We start from the raw sequence: 24,687 nt of genomic DNA, 5'->3' as shown, positions 1-24,687 counted from the left end.
TTACAGCGCTGCAAAAGGCTGCATCTTTTACGGTCGCTCTTTTAAACGAGCAATCATTACATCCGCAAATTCGCTGCATTTGACCTCGGTCGCGCCCTCCATCAGCCGGGCGAAATCATAGGTGACCCGTTTACCCGCGATCGCGGCGTCCATCGCCCGAATCACCGCGTCGGCCGCTTCGGTCCAGCCCAGATAACGCAGCATCATTTCGCCGGACAGAATCAGCGATCCCGGATTGACCTTGTCCTGATTCGCATACTTCGGCGCGGTGCCGTGAGTCGCCTCGAACACCGCGGCGCCGTTCTGATAGTTGATATTGCCGCCCGGCGCGATGCCGATCCCGCCGACCTGCGCGGCCAGCGCGTCGGAAAGGTAATCGCCGTTCAGATTCAGCGTGGCGATCACGTCGAAGTCGTCCGGGCGCGTCAACACCTGTTGCAGCGTAATGTCCGCGATCGCGTCCTTGATCAACAGCCGGCCCTGCGCCAATGCGTCGGCCTGCTCCTTATTCGCGGCCGCTTCGCCCCGAGCCGCCCTGGTTTTTTCCCACTGCAACCAGGTATAAGTCTGCTCGGGATATTCCCGCTCGGCCAGCGCATAAGCCCAACTCCGGAACGCGCCTTCAGTAAACTTCATGATATTGCCTTTGTGCACGATCGTGACGCTTTTACGCTGATTCATCAGCGCATAAGAGATCGCGGCCCGCACCAGGCGCTCGGTGCCTTCCTGCGAAACCGGCTTGATGCCGATGCCCGAGGTGTCGGGAAAACGGATTTTCGCATAATGCTTCGGGAAATGCTCTTGCAGCAAAGCCAGAAAACGCCGGTTCTCTTCGCTGCCCTGCTCGAATTCCAGCCCCGCATAAATGTCTTCGGTGTTTTCCCGGAAGATCACCATGTCGACCGACTCGGGCTTTCTGACCGGCGACGGCACGCCTTTGAACCAGCGGACCGGGCGCAGGCAGACGTACAGGTCGAGCAATTGCCGGAGCGCCACATTCAGCGAACGGATGCCGCCGCCGACCGGCGTGGTCAGCGGCCCTTTGATCGACACCCGGTAATCGCGGCAGGCCTCGACGGTCGCATCCGGCAGCCAAGTGCCGAACTCGCGGAAGGCTTTTTCGCCGGCAAAGATTTCGAGCCAATGGATTTTGCGCCGGCCGCCGTATGCGTTCGCGACCGCCGCATCCAGCACGCGCACGGTCGCGCGCCAGATGTCGGGCCCGGTGCCGTCGCCTTCGATGTAAGGGATGATCGGATTGTCCGGAACGGCCAGCCTGCCGTTCTGCATGGTAATCGGAACGCCGCCGGGGGGCGGAATCAGCGTGGGACCTGTCATAGGCGTCTCCTTTGCAATCGTGGGCTGACGGGACCGCCGCATCAAACGGGATCTGCGGCGTATTGGAATCGCTTTGGCGGCATCATAACAAAAAGCGATTGGCTTTGTCTTAGCCGTTGAGGTATCTTCGTACCGGCTCCTTTCGAAGCTTCGGCAGAGGCGGCGGATTCGTCCCGAAAGAAGGACCGCGAAATGGACTCGCAAAAAAGCTGTCGACAGTCGATAAGGGATTTCACAGTGCACGCGCCTCGGAAAAAAGGCGGGAGATCACGCCATTGAAACGCTTGTTTTTTGCCCTCTGGCCCGTCCCTGAAATCCGCGCAAGATGCGCGGCGGTCTCCGCCGCGCTGAAAACCGCCGGCCGGCCGGTGCAAGCGGATAACCTGCATGTGACGCTGGTTTTCATCGGCAGTGTCGACGAAACGGTCGAAGCGAAGCTCATTGAGGCGGCCGGAACGGTCGACTTCGCGAAGATTTCAATCCGTTTCGACGCGCTGGATTACTGGCGCAGGCCCCAAATCATTTGCCTGACCGGCAAACCGGAAGATACCGCGGCAACCTCGCTGGTCGATGCATTGAACCGGATCGCCGCCGCGCTGGAAATCCGTACGGACGACCGACCTTATCAGGCGCACGTGACGTTGCTCAGAAAGGCCAAAGCACTGCCTCCGCTGGCCTTCGAACCGATCGTCTGGCAGTCCGGCGCTTTCTGCCTGGTCGAATCCCGCTCGACACCGGAAGGCGTCGTCTACCGGGTGCTGAAAACCTGGCAAACACCGACAAAAGCCGGAGCGGAAACCGAACCCCGTCCCGGATTAACAAATCCGGAAGGCGGCATTATAATCGGCGATAACGCCTCCACCCACCGCCCCTAAAACGCCATGCCCTATCTAAAACTGAACACGAATGTCGACGTCGACAACGCCAAATCCCCCGAACTGCTGAGCCAATTGTCGCAGTTGGTCGCCGCCGAAACCGGCAAACCCGAACGCTATGTGCTGGTCGAACTGAATGCCGGCAAGGCGATGCTGTTCGCGGGCAGCGCCGAGCCCTTGGCCTATCTCGAATGCAAAAGCATCGGCCTTTCGGCGAAGCAGGCGAAATCGCTGTCCGCGGCCTTGAGCCGGCAGCTCGAAACGGCCCTGGCGATTCCTGCGAACCGGATCTATATCGAATTCGGCAATTGCCCGGCCGAATTCTGGGGCTGGAACGGTTCGACGTTCGGCTGACGGGAAAGCTCTTTCTTCACCGGAGAAAACCAATCATGAACGACAAAGCATTGGTCGCCCAGCATGCGGCGCAGAAAATCGAAGACGGCATGATCGTCGGTCTCGGCACCGGCTCGACCGCGAATTGCTTCATCGAAGCGCTCGCGAAGCGGCATCAGGAGGGATTGAACATCAAGACGATCGCCAGTTCCATGGTCAGCGCGATCAAAGCGCGCGAACTCGGGCTGCCGCAGATCCCGATCGAACAGTTATCCGGCCTAGACGTGTATGTCGACGGCGCCGACGAAGTTGCGCCGGACATGACCTTATTGAAAGGCCGGGGCTACGACCTGGTCCGCGAGAAACTCCTGGCCGGCGCAAGCCGGGAATTCTGGGTGTTGATCGATCCGGGCAAGCGCGTCGGCCGGATCGGCGAGCGCTATCCGATCCCGGTCGAAGTGATTCCGTTCGCCTGGCGGCTGGTTAGGGAAAGCCTCGCCACGGTCGGCGGCAAGGCCGAACTGCGGCAGACGCCGAACAAGGACGGCCTGGTAGTAACCTCGCACGGCAGTCTGGTGCTGGATACGGTTTTTCCTGAAGCGTTCGACAGCCGCAAACTGGATACGGTGCTGAACGGGATACCGGGAGTCGTCGAACACGGCATTTTCAGCCGTCTGGCCAGCGCAGTGTTTTGCGCCCAGGATGGACAAATCGAGGAGCAATTGGCTTGAATAGGGCGATCCCGTTCCCGCGTGCCTGCGCGGGAACGAAGCGCGTCGATCAGAAACGCTCTTTCTCGGTGATTTTGCCGTCACCGTCAACCGAGACAGCCCACTGGGCACCGGAAACGTCGAGGGTAAAATCGAAGGCCTCCCCCGCCCCGTTCGGATTCGCAACCTGAATCGCTTCCTTGATCTCGTGGTTCGGAAATTCGGCCTTCAGATTCTCCAGGGTTCCGGGCGGCAACAAGCCGGAGGGATCGATCACCGGCGCGCTGACGAAGAAATAGCCGTTCTTGCGATAATATTCGATCAGCGATTCTTCGCCGTCCTTGAAATGAATCTGATACAGTTCTTGATTGAAGTGCTTTTTGGGCAGCGCACTGATGTCCGCCGCATTCGGATGCTTTTTATACAATTGATCGACGACCGGCGCCGGCAAACCGTCTTTGCCTAACACCTCCGCACGGACAGGAAACGCCACGAACGCCGCCGCAGCCAGCAATGAACCCAGGAAAAATTGACGCATGATACTCTACCTAATCAGGAATTTATTGTAATTATCGATTTGTCGCGGCATCGGAAAAAGCAGGCCACAATGCCGCTTGTTTATCGTTTATAAAAAACGGCCGAAATTATAACCAATATTCGCCGGTTATCGGATAAGCAATATCATCAGCGCACCCGCCCGCGGCTATTCACTCATTTTTAAGGACAGATTTTCGAAATCCCGATGCCGAAGTTCTCGTATGCAAAATCATCCCCGTTCGGTTCCGAACAAGGAATAGCTTTGTTAAGTCTGGCCGGCATCGGCACTCACCTGTGGCTCCGCTATGCATCCGCTGCCGGCGGCCAAACCTATCGACTATCACTTTCGGCTTCGTTCGGTCCCGAGCCTGAACCTGTCTTCCGTTACGGTTTCGACGCCGCCATTGCGCTAATGCAGTTCCCCTTAATCTCTGTACTCGTTCTGGGCGGTGTCCCGTTGCTTTACCGCCTGCTGGCGAAAATGCTGCACGGCGATCTGGGCGCCGATCTGTTGGCCGGCACATCGATCGTCACCTCCGTGTGGCTGGACGAGTGGCTGGCCGGCAGTCTGGTCGTGCTGATGCTGTCGGGCGGGGCGGTGCTCGAAACCTATGCGTTGCGCAAAGCCTCTTCGGTACTCGAAGCGCTGGCGAAGCGAATGCCGTCGATCGCGCATAGGAAAACCGGCGAGGCGCTGGCCGATGTCGCGGTCGAAAAAATCCAGGTCGGCGATACACTGGTGATCCTGCCGCATGAAATCTGCCCGGTGGACGGCACCGTGCTCGAAGGCACGAGTACGATGGACGAGTCCTATCTGACCGGCGAACCGTACTTGATGTCAAAAACCGCGGGTTCTCCGGTTTTGTCCGGCGCGATCAACGGCGACGCCGCGCTAACGGTACGCGCCGATAAACTGGCGGCGGACTCGCGCTATGCGAAGATCATGGAAGTGATGCGCGCGTCGGAAAACTCTCGTCCCAAAATCCGGCGGCTCGGCGACCGGCTCGGCGCCTCGTACGCGCCGCTCGCGCTCGCGATTGCGGCGGCGGCCTGGTATTTCAGCGGCGACGTGGCCCGCTTTCTGGCCGTGCTGGTGGTCGCAACCCCCTGCCCTTTGCTGATCGGGATTCCGGTAACCCTCATCAGTTCGATCTCGCTGGCCGCTAAGCGCGAAATCATCATCAAGAACCCGGCGGTTCTGGAAAATCTGGGCCTGTGCCGAACCGCCATTTTCGATAAGACCGGCACCTTGACCTACGGCCGTCCGTCCCTGGTCGCGATCGAGACCGATCCCGCCTTCGACGAGCGCGAAGTCCTGGCGCTGGCGGCAAGCCTCGAACGCTATTCGAAACATCCCTTGTCGGGCGCGATTCTGAAAGCGGCAGAGAAAACGGCGCTCCCTCTGCGGCCGGTCGAGCAAATCACCGAGCGGCCGGGTCAAGGCATTTCCGGCCTGGTCTCGGGCAAAAAAGTGGCGATCACCAGCCGCAAATCGTTTATCGCCCGTTCTCCCGATGCGCTCGCGCGTTTGCCGGAAATATCGGGCGGCCTGGAATGCATCGTGCTGGTCGACGGGCGGTATGCTGCAACGCTGCAATTCCGCGACGAAGTCCGCGCGGACAGTTCCTCGTTCATCAATCATCTTCAGCCGAGCCATTTGTTCGACAGGGTGATGCTGGTTTCGGGCGACCGGGAATCCGAAGTCCGTTATCTGGCCGAGCGGGTCGGGATCGATCATGTATATTCCGGCCAAAGCCCGGAACAGAAACTGGCGCTGGTCAGGGCCGAAACGGAGAATGCCAAAACGGTGTTTCTCGGCGACGGAATCAATGATGCGCCGGCCTTGACCGCCGCGACGATCGGGATTGCGTTCGGGCAGAACAGCGACATTACCGGCGAAGCGGCCGATGCGGTCATCATGGACAGTTCGCTCTTGAAAGTGGACGAACTGTTCCATATCGGCAAAAGGATGCGCCGGATCGCCCTGCAAAGCGCGATCGGCGGCATGGTATTAAGCACGGTCGGAATGGGAGCCGCCGGGATGGGCTATCTGAGCCCGGTCGCCGGGGCTCTGGCGCAGGAATTGATCGATGTGATCGCGATTCTGAATGCGCTGCGCGCCGCGCTGCCGCCGAAATCGCTGTCGGATTTCTGAACCTATTACGCAAACGTTTAGCGATAAAAACGATTGCCCCCGTAATAGCCGCCGTTCTGCTTGAGGTCGCGAATGTCTTCCGAAGCCCGCGTGAGCTTTGCCTTCAGGATCTGTCTCTCCCGCCAGTCCAGACGGCCGTCCCGTTTGAAGCGCTGTTCGACTCGCTCGATATGCTGCTGCTGACGCGCCAACTGCTGATATTCGCGAGGCGTCAACTGTCCTCTTGCCAACCCGCTTTTGATGCGCTGGCGCTGCTGCCACTGGTCGGCGTTGATTCTGCCGCTTCCCCTCTGGCCGTAAAAATCCGCCCCGCCATGATAATCCTGGGAATGCGCCTCTGCGGTGCCGATCAGGAACAAGCCGCACAACACGCCCAAAATTTTTGTCTTTTTCATGATCTGTCTCCTTTGTTGATGACGGCGACAGATTAACCTCGGCAAGTTGAATCCGAACTGAACGATTTTAAAAATGATAGAATGCCGCGCCATGAGCGCAATCACCCTACAACCCCGAATTTATACCGTCTCGGAACTGAACCGCGAAGCCGCGCTTGCGCTCGGCGAACATTTTTTGATGGTCTGGGTCGAAGGCGAAATCTCCAATCTCAGCGCGCCTTCGTCAGGCCACTTGTATTTCTCGCTGAAAGATGCGGGCGCGCAGGTGCGGTGCGCGCTGTTCAAGAATCAGCAGCGCGGACTGCGCTGCAAACCTGCCAACGGGATGCAGGTCATCGTCAGGGCCGAGGTCAGCCTGTACGAGCCGCGCGGCGATTACCAATTGATCATCGAGCGGCTGGAAGCGGCGGGCGACGGCGCCCTACGGCGGGCTTTCGAAGCCTTGCGCTGGAAACTGTCCGCCGAAGGCCTGTTCGATCCGTCCCGCAAAAAACCGCTGCCATCCCTGCCGCGGGCCATCGGCATCGTCACCTCGCCGACCGGCGCCGCATTGCGTGATATTCTCAGCGTATTAAGACGGCGCTTCCCGGCCATTCCGGTGATCGTTTATCCGGCCTCGGTCCAAGGGGCCAATGCCAAACTCGAAGTGGCGGCGGCAATCGATACCGCCAACCGGCGCGCGGACTGCGAGGTGCTGATCGTCGCGCGCGGCGGCGGATCGCTCGAAGACCTGCAGGCCTTCAATGAAGAAATCGTCGCGCGCGCAATTGCCGCGAGTTCGATTCCGGTCATTTCCGGAATCGGCCACGAAACGGATGTGACGATCGCCGACTTCGCGGCGGACCTGCGCGCCGCCACCCCGACCGCCGCCGCCGAACATGCCACGCCGGACCGGCAGCAGTGGCTCAACGGTTTCGTGCAATCGGAAAAACGCCTCGAACAATTGCTGCAGCGCAAACTGACAGGCGCGCACCAACGCCTGGCATGGCTCGATAAACGCCTGAAACAGCAACATCCCGGACAAAAGCTCAGACGCAACGCGCAGCGGCTGGACGAACTGGCGCTGCGCCTGACGCAAGGAATGCAACGCAAGCAGCAACAGCATCTTCATCAGCTTGCCGCCGCAAACGCCAAATTATGGCGTTTCAACCCGGCCGCGCGGATACGCAGCCAGCAGCAGCGGCAACAATATCTGGTACAGCGCCTGCAGCTCGCGATGCAAAACAAACTGGAACAAAACCGGCTCAAACTGGCGAACACCCGCCAGACCTTGCACGCGGTCAGCCCGCTCGCGACCTTGAATCGGGGCTATGCGCTGGTAACGGAGGCGGAAAGCGGCAGCCTCGTGCGTTCGGCGCGGCAGCTCGCGGTTGGCGACAGAATCCGAATCCGGGTGGCGGACGGTCAATTTGTCAGTGAAATCGTCGATCGCTGAGCCAGCCGCTGGCGGCAAAATCCGCAGCCGCGGTTATTTTTTCCAGAATTCGGGCAAGAATAGAATGATGATCGAAAAAATCTGCACCCGTCCGAGCAGCATCGCAAAAGTGCATACCGCGGTCTGGAAATCGGTCAGACTGGCATAAGTGGTAGCCGGCCCGACCTGATTCAAGCCGGGACCGGCGTTGTTGATACTGGAAATCACCGCGGACAGGGCGCTGATGAAGTCCATCCCGCTGAACAGCAGTGTGAACACCAGGATCACGATGCACATGAAATACAGGAAAATAAAGCCGGTCACCGAAGTCACGATCGAATTCTTGATGATCTGCTCGCCGATTTTTAAAGGCCGTATCGCATGCGGATGAATGAATTTGAACAATTCGAGGCGCGCCTGCTTCAACAGAATGATCGTCCGGATCATCCGGATGCCGCCGCCGGTTGAACCGGAGGAAGCCGAGATACAGCTCAGAAACAACATCCACATCGGCACGAAAATCGGCCACTGATTGAAATCCTGCGTCGCGAAACCGCAAGTCGTCGCAATCGTGACCAGATTAAAGGTCGCATGGCGAAAAGCGATCCAAAAATCGGGATAACTGCCTTCCTGCCACAATATCGTCGCCGTCATGACGCAACTTCCGAGCATCAGCACCAGGAAACTCCGCGCCTCCATATCGACCGCATAGGGCTTGAGCGAAAGTTTCCGTATCGCAATGAAATGAGTCGCAAAGTTGACTGCCGCGATCAACTGAAACACGGTCAGCACGATCTCGATCGGCAACGAGTTGAAATAACCGACGCTCTGATCATGCGTGGACATGCCGCCCAGACTCATGGCGGAAAAGGCATGGCAAATCGCATCGAACCAGTTCATTCCGGCCAGTTTCAACGCGATGATGCAGACGACCGAAATGCCCGCATACACCATCCACAAGGCTTTCGCGGTCTGCGCAATGCGCGGGGGCAGATCCGATTCCTTGACCGATCCCGGCGTTTCGGCGATATACAGCTGCATCCCGCCGATGCCCAATATCGGTAAAATCGCGACGGCGAAGATAATGATGCCCAGGCCCGCGATCCAGCTCAGTTCATGGCGCCAAAGATTGATCGATACCGGCAATTGATCGAGCCCGCTCATCACGCTCGAACCGGTTGTCGTGAGGGCGGAGACGACTTCGAAATAGGCGTCGATGAAACTCATGCCGGGAAAATAATACAGAAGCGGCAAGGTACAGAATACGGGCGTTGCGGACCAGGTAATCGCGACCAGTAAAAACCCGGTCTGCCGCGATACTTTCTTGGGAACGCGCAGCGTCGGAAAAAACAGCGCCGCACCGGACAGCAAAGTAATGCCCGTGCCCCGGAAAAAAGCCTGCGTCGCGCCGTCATCGGCAAAATAGGACGTCATCAGGCTGGTCGCCATCAGGCCGCTGAAGCCCATTGTGACCAGACCGAAAATATGGAAAATCGTCAAAATCATGGGGTTGTCCGTGCGGTATGAAGCCTCGGCCATTCCTCTAAACCCATCGAAAAATCGAGAAGAACCGGAGGGAGAGTTTCAAAAGGGGTAGGCACGAGCGAAAGCTCGCGAAAATCGTCCATGGCTTCGGTGTTATCAGACCTTATGCAACGGCTGAAAGATTTTTTCGATATTGCTGACCAGTTTTTTGTCCATCGCGAACATCACCACATGATCGCCTTCCTCGAAGATCACGTCGTGATGGATCGGAATGACTTCGCCGTTCCGTATCAGGGCGCCCATCACGATGCCGGACGGAAAATGAATACTGTCCACGCGCCGTCCGACTACCGAGTTCGGATCGCTGTCGCCGCTGTAATGCGCGATCGCCTCGATCGCTTCGGCGCTGCCGCCGCACAATGAACGCACCTGCACCACGTCGCCGCGGCGCACGTGCTTCAAAATGCTGCCCAGCGTTTCCTGGTTCGGCAGCACCGCGACGTCGATATCGGTATCGGCCAGCAGCTTCGTATAGGACTTATGATTGAGCAGGCAGATCGTCTTGCGCGCACCCAGGCTTTTCGCCAGCGACGCCGAGATGATATTGACTCCGTCGTTTTCAGTAATCGCGCAAAACAGGTCGGTACTGCCGATCGATTCGTCGATCAATAAAGCTTCGTCGGCGCAATCGCCGTTCAGTACGACCGTTTTTTCGAGCTCGTTGGCGATCTTGTTCGCGCGTTTCGGATTGAGTTCGATGATCTTGACCTGATGGTCGTTCTGCAGCGCCAGCGCCAGCCGCTTGCCGACATGCCCTCCGCCGGCAATGATGATCCGCTTCAACGGCGCTTCCAGTTTACGCAACGATTTCAGGACCTGCCGGACCTGCTCGCGCGGAGCGACCAGGAAAATCTCGTCGCCGGTTTCGATCGTCGCGTCGCCGTTCACGACCAGGGGCTTGCCGTCCCGGAAGATCGCGACAATCCGGATTTTGGCATCGGATAAATGCTCTTTGAACGAACGAATCTTTTTACCGGTCAGAAAGCCGTTCGGCACCACTTTGACCGAAAACAGCCGTACCAGCCCTCCCGCGAAATCGGAAATGTGCAGCACGCCGGGAAACTCGATCAAATTGCGGATCGACTCCATCACGATCTGCTCGGGGCTGATCACGATGTCGATCGGAATGCCGGCCGGGCTGAATAAATTCGGGTTCTTCATGTAATCGATCGCACGCACCCGGGCGATCGTTTTCGGGCGACTGTACAGCGCGTTGATAATCAGGCAGGCCAGCATGTTGGTTTCGTCGCTGTCGGTCACCGCGATCACCATGTCGGTATTATGCACGCCGGCCTGTTCGAGTACGCTCGGATGCGCCGCATTGCCGCTCACCGTCGCGATATCGAAGCGCTGCTTCAAGGCGTCCAGGAGCTCGGGCTTGAAGTCGATCACCATGATATCGTTTTCTTCGCTTGCCAAAGCCTCGGCGACCGACGAGCCGGTTACGCCCGCTCCGAGAATGAGGATTTTCATAATCGACTTATTAATGAACCAATCAAATCAAATTTGGCGCGATATTATAAATATCGTGCTGAATATTTCATTAAAATTATCCGCCTACCTCGACGGCATGCAAAGCGCCGCTGCGGTAGCCGGCAGATTTACCGATACGAATCAATCGCCTGTTGAAACACGGCCGAATGTGCGCTGCGATAAAACACATCATTAAAGCCGTTAATTTCTGTAACCCGTGCGGATTTCATGGGGTAGCCAGACGGCTGGCCAGCTCATGGGGAGCCATTCTCGTTAACGGCTCCAGCAATCCTGCGGTTCAGGAAGCATTAAGTTTGAAGCCAGATAATAACGCCCGATCGATATGCGCCGTTCAAACGATTGAGGCCGGCTTTCGCCCATGAAAATAAACTGCGATGATATGGGTCGTCCGTAGTGGACCGGGAAAGGCTTTTCGAATATCATCCCCAGCCAATTTTTTCACAACAATTTCTTTAATTAACTATGAATAAACTTTATCGATTCGGACAAATTACCTCACTCGCCTCTGCCGCTTTGATCACGGGATGCCTGGGGGGAGTCCCCGGCAGCTATCCTGCGCAGGGCTACCCGACCTCCGGTTATCCCAATCAAGGATATTCGTACGGCGGCTATCCGAATACCGGTGCACAGACAGGGCTCGGCTCGATTTCGGGGACAGTCATCGCGGCCATTATTCAGGGCATGGCCGGCAGCGTTCTCAACGGACAAATCGGCTCGCAGCTCGCGCCTGTCGACCAGAACTTCCGTCTCCAACAATTGGGCGGATTATTGCAAACGGGCAATATCGGCCAGTCGCAGCAATGGCTGAACCCGCAAACCGGAAGTCAAGTTGCGATCAATCCGATCGGCCAGCTCAGCCTGAACCCGCAAACCCAGCAGAAATGCCAGAATCTCGAAGAAACCGTCATATTGCCGGACGGCAAAAATATCCGCGAAAAGCGGACGGCTTGCCTCGATCCAACAACCGGAAAATGGAATCTGGTCAAGTAAGGGCCGAAACACCCTCGCCGCACCGTTTGCGCTTTTGCCGGCCGGTGAGTCATCCCGTACATCTCACTCTATTCGAGTGCATGGTATGATATGGCGAATTTTCCGGTTTTTTATTCTACTCAATCCGATTGCCCTGCCCGATGAACGATTCCTTTCTTTCCACAAAGCCCATCCCGAACGAAGAACGCCTGATCATGGCCCTGGATGTGCCCGGCTTCGAACAAGCACGCGCCCTGGTCGAAAGGCTCGGCGACAGCGTCGTGTTTTACAAGGTGGGGATGGAATTGTTCATGTCGGGCGATTATTTCGGCTTCATCGAATGGCTGAAACAGCGCAATAAAAAAGTCTTCGTCGATCTGAAATTTTTCGACGTGCCCGCAACGGTCGGACGTGCGATCAAGGCGTTGAGCAGCAAAGGCGTCGATTTCGCGACCATTCACGGCAACGACGCGATCATGGAAGCGGCCGCCAAGGATAAGGGTCCGCTGAAGGTTTTGGCGGTCACCGCCTTGACCAGCCTGGACCGGGGCGACCTGAACGACCTCGGTTTCCAGTGCGACGTGCGCGAACTGGTGCTTTCGCGCGCCCGGCGCGCCTTGCAGCACGGCTGCGACGGCGTCGTTTCGTCCGGGCTCGAAGCGCCGATGCTGCGCGAGGAGCTGGGCCAGCGCCTCTTGGTCGTCACGCCGGGAATACGGCCGGTCGATAACCGCGAAGAAGACGATCAAAAACGGGTGGCGACCGTCGAAACCGCCTTCCGGAACGGCGCCGATTATATCGTGGTGGGCCGGCCGATACGCGACGCCGCCGATCCGAAAGCGATGGCCGAAAAAATTCAGGGACAGATTCGCGATCAATTCCGTTGAGCCGGTGTTTCTGTTGCTCGCAAATGCTTTGCCCGACCGTGCGTTAATGCGGGGAAACGATGGTACTTGACCCCGCCTTTTCGACATCCTATCCGGTCGCGTTTTTGATGGGGCTGTTCAGCAGCGTCCATTGCATCGGGATGTGCGGATCGATTATCGGCACGCTGACGCTCAGCTTGAGCGCCGAAATCCGCGCCAGAAAATCCTCGCTGCTTCCCTACGTCTTCAACTACAATGCCGGGCGCATCCTGAGCTATGCACTGGCCGGCGCCCTGGCCGGCATGATCGATCTGCTGATTTTGCATTCGGTCGGGCGCATACAGGGCTACCGGCTGCTGCAAATCGTTTCCGCGGTGATCATGACCGGTTCCGGCCTTTATATTGCCGGCTGGTTTCCGCGTTTCGCCTATGTCGAAAAAGCCGGCCTGCGGTTGTGGAAGCTGATCGAACCTTACGGACGCAAACTGATCCCGGTCAAGAACCGCTGGCACGCCTTCCTGTTCGGGATAGTCTGGGGCTGGTTGCCGTGCGGCTTGGTCTATGCGGCGCTGGCCTTGGCCGCCACTGCCGGCAGTATTCCGCACAGCATGCTGACGATGTTTTTTTTCGGACTCGGCACTTTACCGGCTGTCATGGGTATCGGTATAATGACAGGATCATTGGTGCGGTTATCCAGATGGCGCTATTTCAAGCAGGCTGCAGGCCTGATCATGATTGCGCTCGCTTTGTTCGCCGCCCTGCCGTGGCTGAATCCGATGGCTTACACGGCGCATTCCGCAATTCATTGAGAGGATCCACTTATGAACCCTTTTAGCTCGATCATTGGTCAATCCCCCGCATTGGAATCGTTGTTGCGCAGCGCCGGCATCGCCGCCATGACCGATGTCACAATCTTGATCAAGGGCGAAACCGGCACCGGCAAGGAAGTATTGGCGAATGCCCTGCAAAAAGCCAGTCCGCGCGCGCGCAAGCCGTTCATTACGCTGAACTGCGCCGCACTGCCCGAGACCCTGATCGAATCCGAGTTGTTCGGCCACAGGAAAGGCGCTTTCACCGGCGCGATTGCGAACCAGCAGGGCCTGTTCCAGGCCGCCGACGGCGGCACCCTGTTTCTGGACGAAATCAACTCGTTGCCGGTTTCGATCCAGGCAAAGCTGCTGCGCTTTCTGGATTCGGGCGAATGCCTCGCGGTCGGCGACACCAAGCCCTATAAAGTCAACGTGCGCGTGATCGCCGCGACCAACAGCGACCTCGTCCAGCAAATCGCCGCCGGCGAATTCCGGCAAGACTTGTATTTCCGGCTGAATGTGGTGCCGCTGGAACTGCCCTCCCTGGCCCAGCGATCCGAAGACATCGGGCCGCTGATCAACCACTTCCTGAATGTATTCTCGAAAACGCATTCAATCGATGCCCCCAAATTCAGCCGGCATTCGCTCAAAATCCTGAAGGCTTATCCGTGGCCGGGCAACATCCGGGAATTGCGCAATTTGTGCGAACGGCTGTGCATTTTGCTGGCGGGCAGAACCATCGAACCCGAGAACCTGCCGTTTGAATTTACCCGCGGCGTGGATGAAGAACGCAATCTCGAAACCGGCTTCAAGCTTCCCGAAGGCGGCGTGCAATTGGACACACTGGAAGCCGACCTGATCTATCAGGCCCTGAATCGGACTCATGGCAACCGCAGCCAGTCGGCACGATTGCTGGGTCTTTCCCGGGATACGCTGCTTTACCGGATGCGCAAGCACGGCTTCGCCGCGCAGTAGAAATGTACCGGGGGAAAGCCCTCCGTCCCATTATTAAAATAAACCATCCGCAAACCGGCTTAAGACAGGGCTGCCCGATCGTTCATCCACATTGCGCGACCTCGGACGGCGACAACGGGGCAAATACGCCCTTCCCCCTCCCCTTATTTTGCATGTAGGGTACGCTGTGCGTACCTTTTCACTCCAATGGTACGCACAGCCTACCCTACAGCAGCGGCTGACAACTCAAGCTAGGCAAGAAGATGGGCTAACGATAAGCGAGCACTCGGCGGGGAAGTAATGATCGACCAAATTCTCAGCAAACGGAACCAGCAATCGCCTTCACGTCGCCAGACAGCGGACCCACTGCACGGTAATATTGTCGCTCTTGCCACTTGCGCGCAACAGCGAGAGTCTGGCTATTTTTCCCAAGTCATCCAGTTCGGTTTGGGGTTGCGCCAGCTGAACCAGTTCCTGAGCTTTCACATTTTCCCAAAATCCGTCGCTGCAGAGAACAAAGGTTTCTCCCGCCTGCGGAGCCGGATAAACATTGATCTCGACTTCGTACCCCATCGCGATATTGATGCTGCGCAACAGGCAATTCTGCTCCGGATGACCGCCCATTTCGGCTTCGGTGATTTTGCCTTCTTCCAGGAGTCCCTGCAGAACCGAATGATCCCGCGTCCGCCAGACGATCCCCTGCGAATTCAGCCGGTACACCCGCGAATCGCCGCAATGCGCCGTTAACACGCACGCTTTGCCGAGATAAAGAATCGCGCAGGTGGTATGCGCCTGAAGAGCCTCCGGATCATTCGCCGACAGATACCGCATTTCTTCAATCGCCGCATCCACCCATAGCGACATCGTGGCCGCCGGTTTCCCGCACATCAGATCCGCAAAGGCTTGGGTATTCTTGATCAGTCCGTGGCAAAAGAAACGCGACGCTTTTTCCCCGGCATAATGTCCGCCCAGACCATCGGCGACGACAAACACGGCAAAGTCGTGGCCGATCCGGTAAGCCATGCAGTCCTGGTTGATCTCCCGGTCGCCCGGCGAAGTCAATTGGTGATGGACCAGCTTCATACGATGCTTTAACGGCCGGATAACCGGCTTTGCACCATCAACCGTTTCAAATCCCCGACCGCCTGCGCAAAGCCGCTGAACAATGCCCGGGCAACGATCGAGTGCCCGATGTTCAATTCGACGATTTCGGGAATCCGGCAGATAGCCTGGACATTATGGTAATTCAGCCCATGTCCTGCGTTGACCTGCAAGCCGGCGCGGTCAGCCAGGCGCGCGGCTGTCCGGATGCGTTCCAGCTCCAGGGCGCGGGCGGCCGGAGTCGGCGCTTCCGCATAGCGGCCGGTATGCAGTTCGACAACCGGCGCACCGGCCTTGACCGCAGCTTCGATCTGCGCCGCTTCCGGATCGATGAACAGGGATACCTCCACTCCGACGGCCGCCAGCCTAGCACAGGCCGAGGCGATGTGAAGCAGATTCCCGGCCACGTCCAATCCGCCTTCGGTCGTCAACTCCTCACGCTTTTCCGGCACCAGGCAGCAGGCGGCCGGCTTGAGTTTTTCCGCGATGCCGACCATTTCTTCGGTCACCGCCATCTCCATGTTCAGCCGGGTCTGGATCATCTCCTTCAATAAAAACAGGTCGCGATCCTGAATGTGCCGGCGATCTTCGCGCAGATGCGCGGTGATGCTGTCCGCACCGGCCTGCTCGGCCGCCAGGGCCGCCTGGACGGGCTCCGGGTACACGGTACCGCGCGCCTGCCGGACGGTAGCCACATGATCGATATTGACGCCTAATAAAATTTCTCTGCTGTCCATGAGTTTACAAACGTTTGATGATTTCGTTGAGAACCTTGCGGCTGTTCAGCGGTTTCCCGTGCAGCAACTGGTCCAGTACCTGCCTCAGCAAGGCTTTCGCCGCGGCCAGCACAGCCGGATCGCTGAAATTCCGGGCCTGAATCGCCAGCAAGCTTTTTCCGGTATAAATGCCCTCGGCAGCTTCGACCGGACTCAGCTCGGCGCCGAGGTGATAGCATTTCGACGGTTCGACCGGCTTACCGTGCTGCATGTCATACGCAAGCTGCAATCCGTAACCCGCCTTCTCGATCAAATTGAGTTCGAAGTTTCGCAGCACCGCTTCGAGCGAGCCGCCCTGCCGCAAATCGGTCAGACATTGGCAATAATCGGCAAACAATTCGGGGTGCGGATCGTCCTTGTGCAAAAAAGCTTCGATCAATTCGTTCAGGTAGAAACCGCAGTACAACGCCAACCCGGTCAACGGCCGAAACGGCTCCGCCAGTTCGGCATCGGTCAGGGTCTTTAATTCCGCCTTGCCGAGATAGCTCAGCCGCAACGGGATGAAGGGCTGCAAGAGGCCCTGCGATTTCGATCTGGCCTTCCGGACGCCTTTCGCCAGCAGCGAAAGACGTCCGAAATCCTGGGTAAACGCTTCGACGATCAGGCTGGATTCGCGATAGTCCCGCTGCTGGAGGATATAGGCAGGCTGCAGGAAGACCCGGTTTTCAGTCATTAAAGCCGAGGCCCTGCAAGGCGCGCTCGTTGTCGGACCAGCCCTTTTTGACCTTCACCCACAGTTGCAGATAGACCTTCCGATCGAGCAGCTTTTCGATATCCAACCGTGCATCGGTGCCGACTTTTTTCAGCATCTCGCCATCCTTGCCGATCACGATCGTTTTCTGCGCCGATCGTTCGACCCAGATCACCGCATAAATCTTGGTGATGCCGGGCTGTTCCTGAAACAGCTCGATTTCGACGGTCAACGCGTACGGCAACTCGTCGCCGAGCCGGCGCGTCAGTTTTTCGCGGATGATTTCGGCGCACAAAAAGCGCTCGGGACGGTCGGTAATCTGGTCTTCGGGATAGATCAGCCCGCCTTCGGGCAGCAATTCGAAGATCGCTTTTTCGAGCGCGTCGAGATGGGTGTTTTTAAGTGCCGAAATCGGCACCAGATGCTTGAACGGAAAACGATGCTGCGCCTCGGCGAAAAACGCCAGAATCTGCTCCTTGTCCTTGATCCGGTCGACCTTGTTGACGGCCAAAATGACCGGCAAACCTGCCAGCTCGAGTTTTTTGAAAATTACCTCGTCATACTCATGAAAAGACAGGCCGTCGATCAGCCAGACCACCACGTCGACACCGAGCAGAGCGGTATCGGCGGCCCGGTTCAGATAGCGGTTCAAGGCACGCTTGTCGCTTTGGTGCATGCCGGGCGTGTCGAGATAAACGACCTGTCCGGCCTCGGTCGTATTGATCCCGACGATCCGGTGCCGGGTCGTTTGCGGCTTGCGCGAGGTAATGCTGATCTTTTGTTTCAGCAGATGATTCATCAATGTCGACTTGCCGACATTCGGGCGCCCGATCAGGGCTGCGAAACCGCATTTCATTGACCTTTATTCTCCAGCAATTGCAGCATTTTTTCGGCTGCCGCCTGTTCCGCCCGTTTTCTCGACACCCCGGTACCGATACTGGCATCCTTGAGCAACGGAATCGTGCATCTGACCTTAAAAGTTTGCTGATGCGGCAAACCGGACATGGTCAGCAGCGTATATTCGGGTAGTTCCACTCTTTTGGACTGCATCAGTTCCTGCAGTTGCGTCTTCGGATCTTTCTGCCAATTGTCCAGCGTCAGGGCCTGCAGTTTTTCCTGAAACAAATGTCTGATCCATTGCTTGCAGGCTTCGATGCCCTGGTCGAGGAACAAGGCGCCGATCACCGCTTCCAGCGCATCGGACAGAATCGACTCGCGCCGGAAGCCGCCGCTTTTCAATTCGCCGGATCCCAGCAGCAGATAATCGCCGAAGCGGTGCGCGCGCGCCAGCTCGGCCAGTGAAGCCTGATTGACCAGATTGGCCCGAAGCCGGCTCAGCACGCCTTCGGGCGCCTCGGAAAATTTCTCGTACAAAATCTCCGCAATGACGAACCCCAGAATCGAATCGCCCAAAAATTCCAGGCGTTCGTTATTTTTCGCGCCGGCGCTGCGGTGGGTCAGCGCGGTCGAAAAGAGCTCGGGATTATTGAATGTCAATCCCAGGTTACGGGATAAAATCTTCGGATCCCTGATCACACGTTGCTGTCCCCGCCGGCTTCTATCATGTCGTGAAATTCGACCAATACGCTGAGATTGTAGGCCATCGGCTCGACGACCTCATATTCGATCTCGACCTTCACAGAGTTGCTGCTTTTGCTGATCTTAATGTCCCCCGAGTCAATGAAGTCGACATAACCGATATTGAAACGGTTACTGAGGCTACGCCGGATTTCCGATTCGCTCATGTTAGGAAATGCGGGGTCTTTCTTCAACGCGGACAGGACGCCGGCGACCTTGTTGTGATTCAGATAAATCGGCCCGATCTTCAAAATCAGAAAGACGAAAAACCCGAAAATAAAGAGCAGAACGCACAACGAAATAAACGTAAGCCCCCGCTGATGTTTCGGCAATGTTTGCATGACGGCTCCGGATCGATAATGAACGAATCCATTAAGTCTAGTTTATTTTAACGCCGTGCCAATGCGGTCGAAACCGACGCCTTTATGCTGCCAATCCCAGCTCATCCAGATGAAAAACGCCTTGCCGACCAGATTCTGCTCGGGCACCATGCCCCAGTAACGGCTGTCGTTGCTGTTGTCGCGGTTGTCTCCCATCACAAAATAATGGCCCGGCGGCACCACGAATACCCCTTCCACGGAGGGAGCTTCCTGGCGGACCAGGATTTTATGCTCGACGCCGGTCAAATCCTCGTTCAGCTCGACCGCTCCACTCATATCCTGACCCTGCCCAAAGCCTTCATAAGTGCCGATAGGTTTCTGGGCCACCGGCATATCGTTCACGAAAAGCGTTTTGTTGAAATAGCCGATCCTGTCTCCCGGCAAACCGATCACGCGCTTGATGTAATCGACCGTCGGGTCTTTCGGAAAGCGGAACACCACGATATCGCCGCGCTGGGGTTCGTTCAAATCGACCACTTTTTTATTGATCACCGGCAGGCGAATCCCGTACGTGAACTTGTTCACCAGAATGAAATCGCCGATCAGCAAGGTCGGCATCATCGAAGCGGACGGAATCCGGAACGGTTCGGCAATGAAGGAACGCAGCAGAAACACGATCAGCACGACCGGGAAAAAGGAATGCGCATATTCGACCAGCCAGGGTTCGTTTTCCGCATCGTAAGGTTGGCCTTTGCTCTTTAAATAGGCGGCGTAGCCGCCCCAGATGACGCCCGTGACCACCGTCGCCACGAGCAGAAAAAACGAAAAATCGTAGTCCATCGCTATCCAGTCGAGTAATGATTAAAAAATGGTGGGACCGCTCATTCCTTGTTCAGTTGCAGGACCGCCAGGAAAGCCTCCTGGGGTATTTCGATATTACCGACCTGCTTCATCCGTTTCTTGCCGGCCTTTTGCTTTTCGAGCAGTTTTTTCTTGCGGGTGATGTCACCGCCGTAGCATTTCGCGGTCACGTTCTTGCGCATTGCCTTGACCGTCGAACGAGCGATGATCTTCGCGCCGATCGCGGCCTGGATCGCAACTTCGTACATCTGCTTCGGAATCAGATCTTTCATTTTTTCGACCAAGTCGCGGCCGCGGCTCTGGCTTTGGTCGCGGTGCACGATCACCGATAGCGCATCGACCTTGTCGCCGTTGATCAGCACGTCGAGCTTGACCAGGGGCGCTTCCTGGAAGCGCAGAAATTCGTAATCGAACGAGGCGAAGCCGCGGCTGACCGATTTGAGCCGGTCGAAGAAATCGAGCACCACCTCGCTGAGCGGCATTTCGTAATGGATCGATACCTGCCTGCCCACGAACTGCATGTCTTTCTGCACGCCGCGTTTTTCGATGCACAGATTGATGACGCTGCCCAGGTAGTCCTGCGGCACGAAAATATTGGCGCGGATGATCGGCTCGCGGATTTCTTCGATCAAACCCGCTTCGGGCAATTTGGCCGGGTTGTCGACCATCACGACTTCGCCGCCGTGCGTCACGACTTCATAGACCACGGTCGGCGCGGTCGTGATCAGATCGACGTCGTATTCGCGTTCGAGCCGCTCCTGCACGATTTCCATGTGCAGCATGCCCAAAAAACCGCAGCGGAAACCGAAACCGAGCGCCTGCGAGGTTTCCGGCTCGAACTGCAGCGCCGCATCGTTCAGATTCAGCTTTTTCAACGCTTCGCGCAGTTCCTCGTAGTCGTCCGAGCTGACCGGATAGAGCCCCGCAAACACGCGCGGCTGCACCTTCTGGAAGCCGGTCAACTGCTCGGCGGCCGGATTGTCGGTCCAGGTGATCGTATCGCCGACCGGCGCGCCGAAAATGTCCTTGATACCGGCCACCACGAAACCGACCTCGCCGGTATCGAGGAGTTCCTTTTCCAGCCGCTTCGGCGTGAATACGCCGACCTTTTCGACCAGAAACGACTTGCCGGTCGACATGATCGTAATCTTCTGTTTGCGGCGGATGCTGCCGTGCACGATACGAACCAGCGATACCACGCCAAGGTAGCTGTCGAACCAGGAATCGATGATCAAAGCCTGCAGCGGCCCTTCGGCATTGCCGGTGGGCGGCGGGATTTTGGTGACCAGTTGCTCCAGCACATCCTGCACGCCAAGCCCGGTCTTCGCGCTGATCTTCAAGGCGTCGTCGGCCGGAATCCCGATCACATCCTCGATCTCGGCGATGACCCGCTCCGGCTCGGCCGAAGGCAGGTCGATCTTGTTCAGGACCGGCATCACCTCCAGGCCCTGCTCGATCGCGGTATAGCAGTTCGCCACGCTCTGGGCCTCGACGCCCTGCGCCGCGTCCACGACCAGCAGTGCGCCCTCGCAGGCGGCCAGCGAACGCGAAACCTCGTAGGAGAAATCGACATGGCCCGGCGTATCGATGAAATTCAGCTGGTAAGTTTCGCCGTCCTTCGCCTTGTAGTCCAGCGTGACGCTCTGCGCCTTGATCGTGATCCCGCGTTCTCTTTCGATGTCCATCGAGTCGAGCACCTGCGCGGACATTTCCCGATCGCTGAGCCCGCCGCAGATCTGAATGAAACGGTCCGCCAGCGTCGACTTGCCGTGATCGATGTGCGCGATGATCGAGAAGTTTCTGATATGTTTTAAATCCACTGCGTTTTCTAGTCTGTCAATGAAACTGAACGGAAGGCGGGATAAATCAGGAATGATCGTCCAATGACTTTGGAGCGTGCCGAACCGCGCCCGAATAAACCTCGCATTATAACAGAACCAAGCCGTGTATGACCCGACTTTCACAGCGCGGCCACTCATCGGGCGGAACATTTTGAGGATGGGCAGGCCTTATTGTTCCGCAAAGGTATTCCGGAAAACCGGAAAGGAGTCAGCCAGTCAAAATACACCCCAAACTGTTGATATTAAGATAAAAACATACTTACGCGCCAACCCGGGAACGCGGTAGCCGTGGCGCAGCCGCCGCTTTGCTTTTGCTTAATTCCTACTTACAATAATGTAAAAACCAGCCGATGCCCTTCCCGCGGAACGATCCGGCGGTACGGAATTTAGGCCTTTTCCTATTGAAAAACAACGCTTCCAAAACCCATAAAGCCCCAAGACCTCATGCAATACGCCATTGCCGATCATCATTCAGACATCATGGTGAACCGCCTTCACGACTTTACGGTTACCTGGGCGCAACGGATTGTCAAACGCCACTGCCTTGAAACCCGCGTCAAAAACATCGAACTCATTTCCGCCGATGTCGGCACGACGACCCGCGTACGCCTGGCGGTCGACCACGACGGTCCGGAATCGCTGCCTCGCCGCTGGTTTGTCAAAATTCCCTCGCTGGCCTGGCGGGCCCGGCTGATCACCGCCCTGCCCCGGCTTTTGCACGTCGAAACCCGGTTTTACCGCGACATCGCCCATGCGGTTCCGCTGGCCAGACCTGCGCTCTTGGCCGCGCAGAGCCGATTCGGCAAAGGGGCCACGCTGGTATTGTCCGACATCGCCGAAAGCGGGGCTCTGCCCGGCCGGGCCGGCGAAGCCTTGACGCTGCCTCAGGCCGCCGCCGTCGTCGAGCAGCTGGCCCGCTTTCATGCCGCCTTTTGGGGCATTCACCACGATCGGAACTACCGCTGGCTGGGCGGCCCTATCCGCCGTCTGGAAGACACGCTGGGCACGTTGATGGCAGTGCCATTGATGCAGTTGGGTCTGGAAAAAGCCGCAGGAGCCGTACCCGCCCGTTTGCACCGGGCCGCGCTCCATTACGCGCGCCACCGCCGGCGGATCATGCAGTTCCTGAACGGCGGCACCCAAACGCTGATCCATCGCGACTGCCATCCCGGCAACTTTTTCTGGAGCGACTCGCAACCGGGATTCCTCGACTGGCAACTGGTCCGGATCGGCGAAGGCGTCGCCGATATTGCCTATTTTCTAGCGACGGCGCTGGAGCCCGAACTGCGGCAAGCGCACGAGCGTCCGCTGCTGGATTTATACCGGCAGACGCTGGCTGCGCACAAGGCCGCCGAAACTACGCCGGACCTACTCTGGCAGCGCTACCGCGCACATCTTTCCTACCCTTTCGAGGCGATGGTCGCCACCCTGGCGATCGGCGGCATGATGGAAGAAAACGCCAACCTCGAAATGATCCGGCGCGCCGCATGCGCCATCAGCGACCTGGACGGATTCGAGGCACTGGCGGAGGCATAGGTCTTGATACGCTGCCGGTCATCATGAAGGTCAGCCGAAGACAGCGCAATCGCTTCTCGCCTTGATGGCAATACCGTTAAGATAAGCCGGAATCGGGCCGCTTCATGGCGTGACAAAGCCGGCTTTGTCAATCGGTTCGATGAGTTGCAAAGCTAGCTTTGCAGCTCATCAGAGCCTCCTTAACGGCATTGCCACTAGCGATGGATTGCATTTTCCAATTGATGCGCAAGCCATTCATGTCGCTTTCGGCGTCCTGACGCCGGGAAAATCGTTCGAGCCCATTCTTCATAGGGCTTGACGTCACTAACAGCGTTTATCTCGCTCTCCAAGATATCTTGCAATCCTTTGTATTCCGGATCAGAATCCGAAGTATCCCTGACTCAAAGGTGGCGGCAATGTTGAGAATGGTTTTCGAGATTGTAATGGCGCTGGCGGTTATTTTATCTCTGGTGTTTTTTACCAAGATGGGCTCGCTGGATAATCAAGCCGACGACGAAGACAAGCCTAGCGACAACAGCGAGTAGAGACCTTCTTTTAAGGTCAAAGCCATGTGCGGCCGATCCACAACCGCATAGCGGCGATTCTCGTCCGCAGATTGAAACGCCTGGCTGCAAACGAAATTAAGCCGCCTGTACGGCAGTGAACCGATGATGGATTTTTCAATGTCGTTCGCCCCGTTTCTAAGCTACCTGTACGGCAGTGAACGTCATCAAACAGAAAAAAGGGCGCGGCAGTCATTTCTAAGCTACCTGTACGGCAGTGAACTACGATCAGGTCTATGTCTCCGGCCAGCATCATTTCTAAGCTACCTGTACGGCAGTGAACGCGCCGTGGGTGGCGTTGATGCTGATGCCGACTTTCTAAGCTACCTGTACGGCAGTGAACCGGGTATCGCGTTCGAGCAGTTCCTCAGCCTTTTTCTAAGCTACCTGTACGGCAGTGAACTTTTCGGCCCAGCTCGGCATCGAAGTTTTCAGTTTCTAAGCTACCTGTACGGCAGTGAACTGCGACCCCGGTCAACTGCGTGATTACGAACGTTTCTAAGCTACCTGTACGGCAGTGAACAACTCGCCCATCATGATGGCGGCGTGGTGCATTTTCTAAGCTACCTGTACGGCAGTGAACTTCGCTCGCGGTGAACACTCCCCAACGCTGCTTTTCTAAGCTACCTGTACGGCAGTGAACCCGCTGATGAACGTAAGCCACGTCTCGTAACTTTTCTAAGCTACCTGTACGGCAGTGAACCGCTACAACAGCGAGATTGCGCAGATCAACAATTTCTAAGCTACCTGTACGGCAGTGAACGGCCTGAAAGGGCTGCAAAACCGCATCGAGCATTTCTAAGCTACCTGTACGGCAGTGAACTGCAGCGACCACATCAACCCCGGCTCGATAGGTTTCTAAGCTACCTGTACGGCAGTGAACCGGCCATTGCCAACGCGACAACGATCGCTGTCTTTCTAAGCTACCTGTACGGCAGTGAACTTGCTGAAGGTCTGCACCACGGTTTGCGTGAATTTCTAAGCTACCTGTACGGCAGTGAACCGCGGGACGCCTCTCGGTCGCTTCAGGACATGTTTCTAAGCTAC

Annotated in this window: 25 protein-coding genes and 1 CRISPR repeat array (1 of these 26 cut by a window edge); of the genes, 12 read left to right on the top strand and 13 right to left on the bottom strand. The window is 57.2% G+C overall.

Annotated features, from left to right (window positions below; all coding sequences use genetic code 11):
- Nucleotides 1-27 precede the first annotated feature (27 nt).
- Nucleotides 28-1,338: an NADP-dependent isocitrate dehydrogenase gene (gene icd, locus CC94_RS0115095; RefSeq protein ID WP_031431452.1), complete on the bottom strand. Its 1,311-nt coding sequence runs from the start codon at nt 1,336-1,338 to the stop codon at nt 28-30.
- A gap of 275 nt (nt 1,339-1,613) precedes the next feature.
- On the opposite strand from icd, the gene thpR reads away from it, so the two are divergent.
- The 3 genes from thpR to rpiA are packed head-to-tail and all read left to right on the top strand — an operon-like array spanning nt 1,614 to nt 3,277.
- Entirely contained in the window at nt 1,614-2,213 is a 600-nt protein-coding gene (gene thpR / locus CC94_RS0115090) for an RNA 2',3'-cyclic phosphodiesterase (RefSeq protein WP_036304030.1), read from the top strand.
- 6 nt (nt 2,214-2,219) lie between these two features.
- Nucleotides 2,220-2,567 (top strand): phenylpyruvate tautomerase MIF-related protein, encoded by a 348-nt coding sequence (locus CC94_RS0115085; protein WP_031431449.1) that lies wholly within the window; start codon nt 2,220-2,222, stop codon nt 2,565-2,567.
- A gap of 35 nt (nt 2,568-2,602) precedes the next feature.
- Nucleotides 2,603-3,277: a ribose-5-phosphate isomerase RpiA gene (gene rpiA / locus CC94_RS0115080; protein ID WP_031431448.1), complete on the top strand. Its 675-nt coding sequence runs from the start codon at nt 2,603-2,605 to the stop codon at nt 3,275-3,277.
- Nucleotides 3,278-3,326: 49 nt separating this feature from the next.
- On the opposite strand, the gene CC94_RS0115075 is transcribed toward rpiA, so the two are convergent.
- Nucleotides 3,327-3,794, bottom strand: a complete 468-nt coding sequence (locus CC94_RS0115075) for a hypothetical protein (protein WP_031431447.1) — start codon at nt 3,792-3,794, stop codon at nt 3,327-3,329.
- A 204-nt stretch (nt 3,795-3,998) separates the two neighbouring features.
- Between CC94_RS0115075 and CC94_RS0115070 the strand changes: the two genes are divergently transcribed.
- The gene (locus CC94_RS0115070) at nt 3,999-5,948 is read left to right on the top strand and encodes a heavy metal translocating P-type ATPase (protein ID WP_031431445.1); all 1,950 of its coding nucleotides are present in this window, start codon (nt 3,999-4,001) and stop codon (nt 5,946-5,948) included.
- A gap of 17 nt (nt 5,949-5,965) precedes the next feature.
- On the opposite strand, the gene CC94_RS0115065 is transcribed toward CC94_RS0115070, so the two are convergent.
- Nucleotides 5,966-6,343 (bottom strand): hypothetical protein, encoded by a 378-nt coding sequence (locus CC94_RS0115065; protein WP_005371116.1) that lies wholly within the window; start codon nt 6,341-6,343, stop codon nt 5,966-5,968.
- A gap of 91 nt (nt 6,344-6,434) precedes the next feature.
- On the opposite strand from CC94_RS0115065, the gene xseA reads away from it, so the two are divergent.
- Complete coding sequence (xseA, locus tag CC94_RS0115060; protein WP_005371114.1) at nt 6,435-7,778, top strand: exodeoxyribonuclease VII large subunit; 1,344 nt, start codon at nt 6,435-6,437, stop codon at nt 7,776-7,778.
- A 33-nt stretch (nt 7,779-7,811) separates the two neighbouring features.
- Here xseA and CC94_RS0115055 read toward each other — a convergent pair whose 3' ends face one another.
- Both CC94_RS0115055 and trkA read right to left on the bottom strand, forming a co-directional pair.
- On the bottom strand, nt 7,812-9,263 hold the full coding sequence (locus CC94_RS0115055; RefSeq protein WP_031431444.1) for a TrkH family potassium uptake protein: 1,452 nt from the start codon (nt 9,261-9,263) through the stop codon (nt 7,812-7,814).
- Between the two features lie 135 nt (nt 9,264-9,398).
- Nucleotides 9,399-10,775: a Trk system potassium transporter TrkA gene (trkA, locus tag CC94_RS0115050; protein WP_005371110.1), complete on the bottom strand. Its 1,377-nt coding sequence runs from the start codon at nt 10,773-10,775 to the stop codon at nt 9,399-9,401.
- 13 nt (nt 10,776-10,788) lie between these two features.
- Between trkA and CC94_RS0115045 the strand changes: the two genes are divergently transcribed.
- From CC94_RS0115045 to CC94_RS0115025, 5 genes are all read left to right on the top strand, one after another.
- Nucleotides 10,789-10,971 (top strand): hypothetical protein, encoded by a 183-nt coding sequence (locus tag CC94_RS0115045; RefSeq protein ID WP_031431443.1) that lies wholly within the window; start codon nt 10,789-10,791, stop codon nt 10,969-10,971.
- 287 nt (nt 10,972-11,258) lie between these two features.
- Nucleotides 11,259-11,786 carry a hypothetical protein gene (locus CC94_RS0115040; protein WP_005371108.1) on the top strand — a complete coding sequence of 176 codons (528 nt, stop codon included), beginning with the start codon at nt 11,259-11,261 and terminating at the stop codon, nt 11,784-11,786.
- A gap of 140 nt (nt 11,787-11,926) precedes the next feature.
- Nucleotides 11,927-12,652, top strand: a complete 726-nt coding sequence (pyrF, locus tag CC94_RS0115035) for an orotidine-5'-phosphate decarboxylase (protein ID WP_005371104.1) — start codon at nt 11,927-11,929, stop codon at nt 12,650-12,652.
- Nucleotides 12,653-12,711: 59 nt separating this feature from the next.
- Nucleotides 12,712-13,440, top strand: coding sequence for a sulfite exporter TauE/SafE family protein (locus CC94_RS0115030; RefSeq protein ID WP_005371103.1), 729 nt, complete (start codon nt 12,712-12,714; stop codon nt 13,438-13,440).
- A gap of 12 nt (nt 13,441-13,452) precedes the next feature.
- Nucleotides 13,453-14,415: a sigma-54 interaction domain-containing protein gene (locus CC94_RS0115025; RefSeq protein ID WP_031431442.1), complete on the top strand. Its 963-nt coding sequence runs from the start codon at nt 13,453-13,455 to the stop codon at nt 14,413-14,415.
- 321 nt (nt 14,416-14,736) lie between these two features.
- Here CC94_RS0115025 and CC94_RS0115020 read toward each other — a convergent pair whose 3' ends face one another.
- Genes CC94_RS0115020 through lepA form a run of 8 tightly spaced genes read right to left on the bottom strand, consistent with a single transcriptional unit; the run spans nt 14,737 to nt 21,541 of the window.
- Complete coding sequence (locus tag CC94_RS0115020) at nt 14,737-15,477, bottom strand: PP2C family protein-serine/threonine phosphatase (protein WP_031431441.1); 741 nt, start codon at nt 15,475-15,477, stop codon at nt 14,737-14,739.
- Between the two features lie 8 nt (nt 15,478-15,485).
- Nucleotides 15,486-16,232 carry a pyridoxine 5'-phosphate synthase gene (gene pdxJ / locus CC94_RS0115015; protein ID WP_031431440.1) on the bottom strand — a complete coding sequence of 249 codons (747 nt, stop codon included), beginning with the start codon at nt 16,230-16,232 and terminating at the stop codon, nt 15,486-15,488.
- A gap of 4 nt (nt 16,233-16,236) precedes the next feature.
- Complete coding sequence (gene recO, locus CC94_RS0115010) at nt 16,237-16,944, bottom strand: DNA repair protein RecO (RefSeq protein WP_031431439.1); 708 nt, start codon at nt 16,942-16,944, stop codon at nt 16,237-16,239.
- The gene (gene era / locus CC94_RS0115005; protein WP_031431437.1) at nt 16,937-17,818 is read right to left on the bottom strand and encodes a GTPase Era; all 882 of its coding nucleotides are present in this window, start codon (nt 17,816-17,818) and stop codon (nt 16,937-16,939) included. Before era ends, recO begins: the two co-directional genes overlap by 8 nt.
- Complete coding sequence (gene rnc, locus CC94_RS0115000) at nt 17,815-18,498, bottom strand: ribonuclease III (RefSeq protein ID WP_031431435.1); 684 nt, start codon at nt 18,496-18,498, stop codon at nt 17,815-17,817. The genes era and rnc overlap by 4 nt, the downstream gene beginning before the upstream one ends.
- Nucleotides 18,495-18,881: a DUF4845 domain-containing protein gene (locus CC94_RS0114995; RefSeq protein WP_031431434.1), complete on the bottom strand. Its 387-nt coding sequence runs from the start codon at nt 18,879-18,881 to the stop codon at nt 18,495-18,497. The genes rnc and CC94_RS0114995 overlap by 4 nt, the downstream gene beginning before the upstream one ends.
- 42 nt (nt 18,882-18,923) lie before the next feature.
- Nucleotides 18,924-19,700 (bottom strand): signal peptidase I, encoded by a 777-nt coding sequence (gene lepB / locus CC94_RS0114990; RefSeq protein WP_005371090.1) that lies wholly within the window; start codon nt 19,698-19,700, stop codon nt 18,924-18,926.
- Between the two features lie 41 nt (nt 19,701-19,741).
- Entirely contained in the window at nt 19,742-21,541 is a 1,800-nt protein-coding gene (gene lepA / locus CC94_RS0114985) for a translation elongation factor 4 (RefSeq protein ID WP_031431433.1), read from the bottom strand.
- 465 nt (nt 21,542-22,006) lie between these two features.
- Here lepA and CC94_RS0114980 point away from each other — a divergent pair, with 465 nt between their 5' ends.
- Both CC94_RS0114980 and CC94_RS25090 read left to right on the top strand, forming a co-directional pair.
- Complete coding sequence (locus CC94_RS0114980; protein WP_031431431.1) at nt 22,007-23,098, top strand: phosphotransferase; 1,092 nt, start codon at nt 22,007-22,009, stop codon at nt 23,096-23,098.
- 395 nt (nt 23,099-23,493) lie between these two features.
- Complete coding sequence (locus CC94_RS25090) at nt 23,494-23,622, top strand: hypothetical protein (RefSeq protein WP_005371085.1); 129 nt, start codon at nt 23,494-23,496, stop codon at nt 23,620-23,622.
- Between the two features lie 153 nt (nt 23,623-23,775).
- Nucleotides 23,776-24,687: a CRISPR direct-repeat array (repeat unit 28 nt; unit sequence TTTCTAAGCTACCTGTACGGCAGTGAAC); it runs 4,158 nt beyond the window's last position.

The sequence above is a fragment of the Methylomicrobium agile genome (assembly GCF_000733855.1).
GTDB classification, from domain to species: Bacteria; Pseudomonadota; Gammaproteobacteria; order Methylococcales; family Methylomonadaceae; genus Methylomicrobium; species Methylomicrobium agile.
Note: the sequence above shows the minus strand (reverse complement) of the source record. Positions and strands in the feature narration are given on the sequence as shown.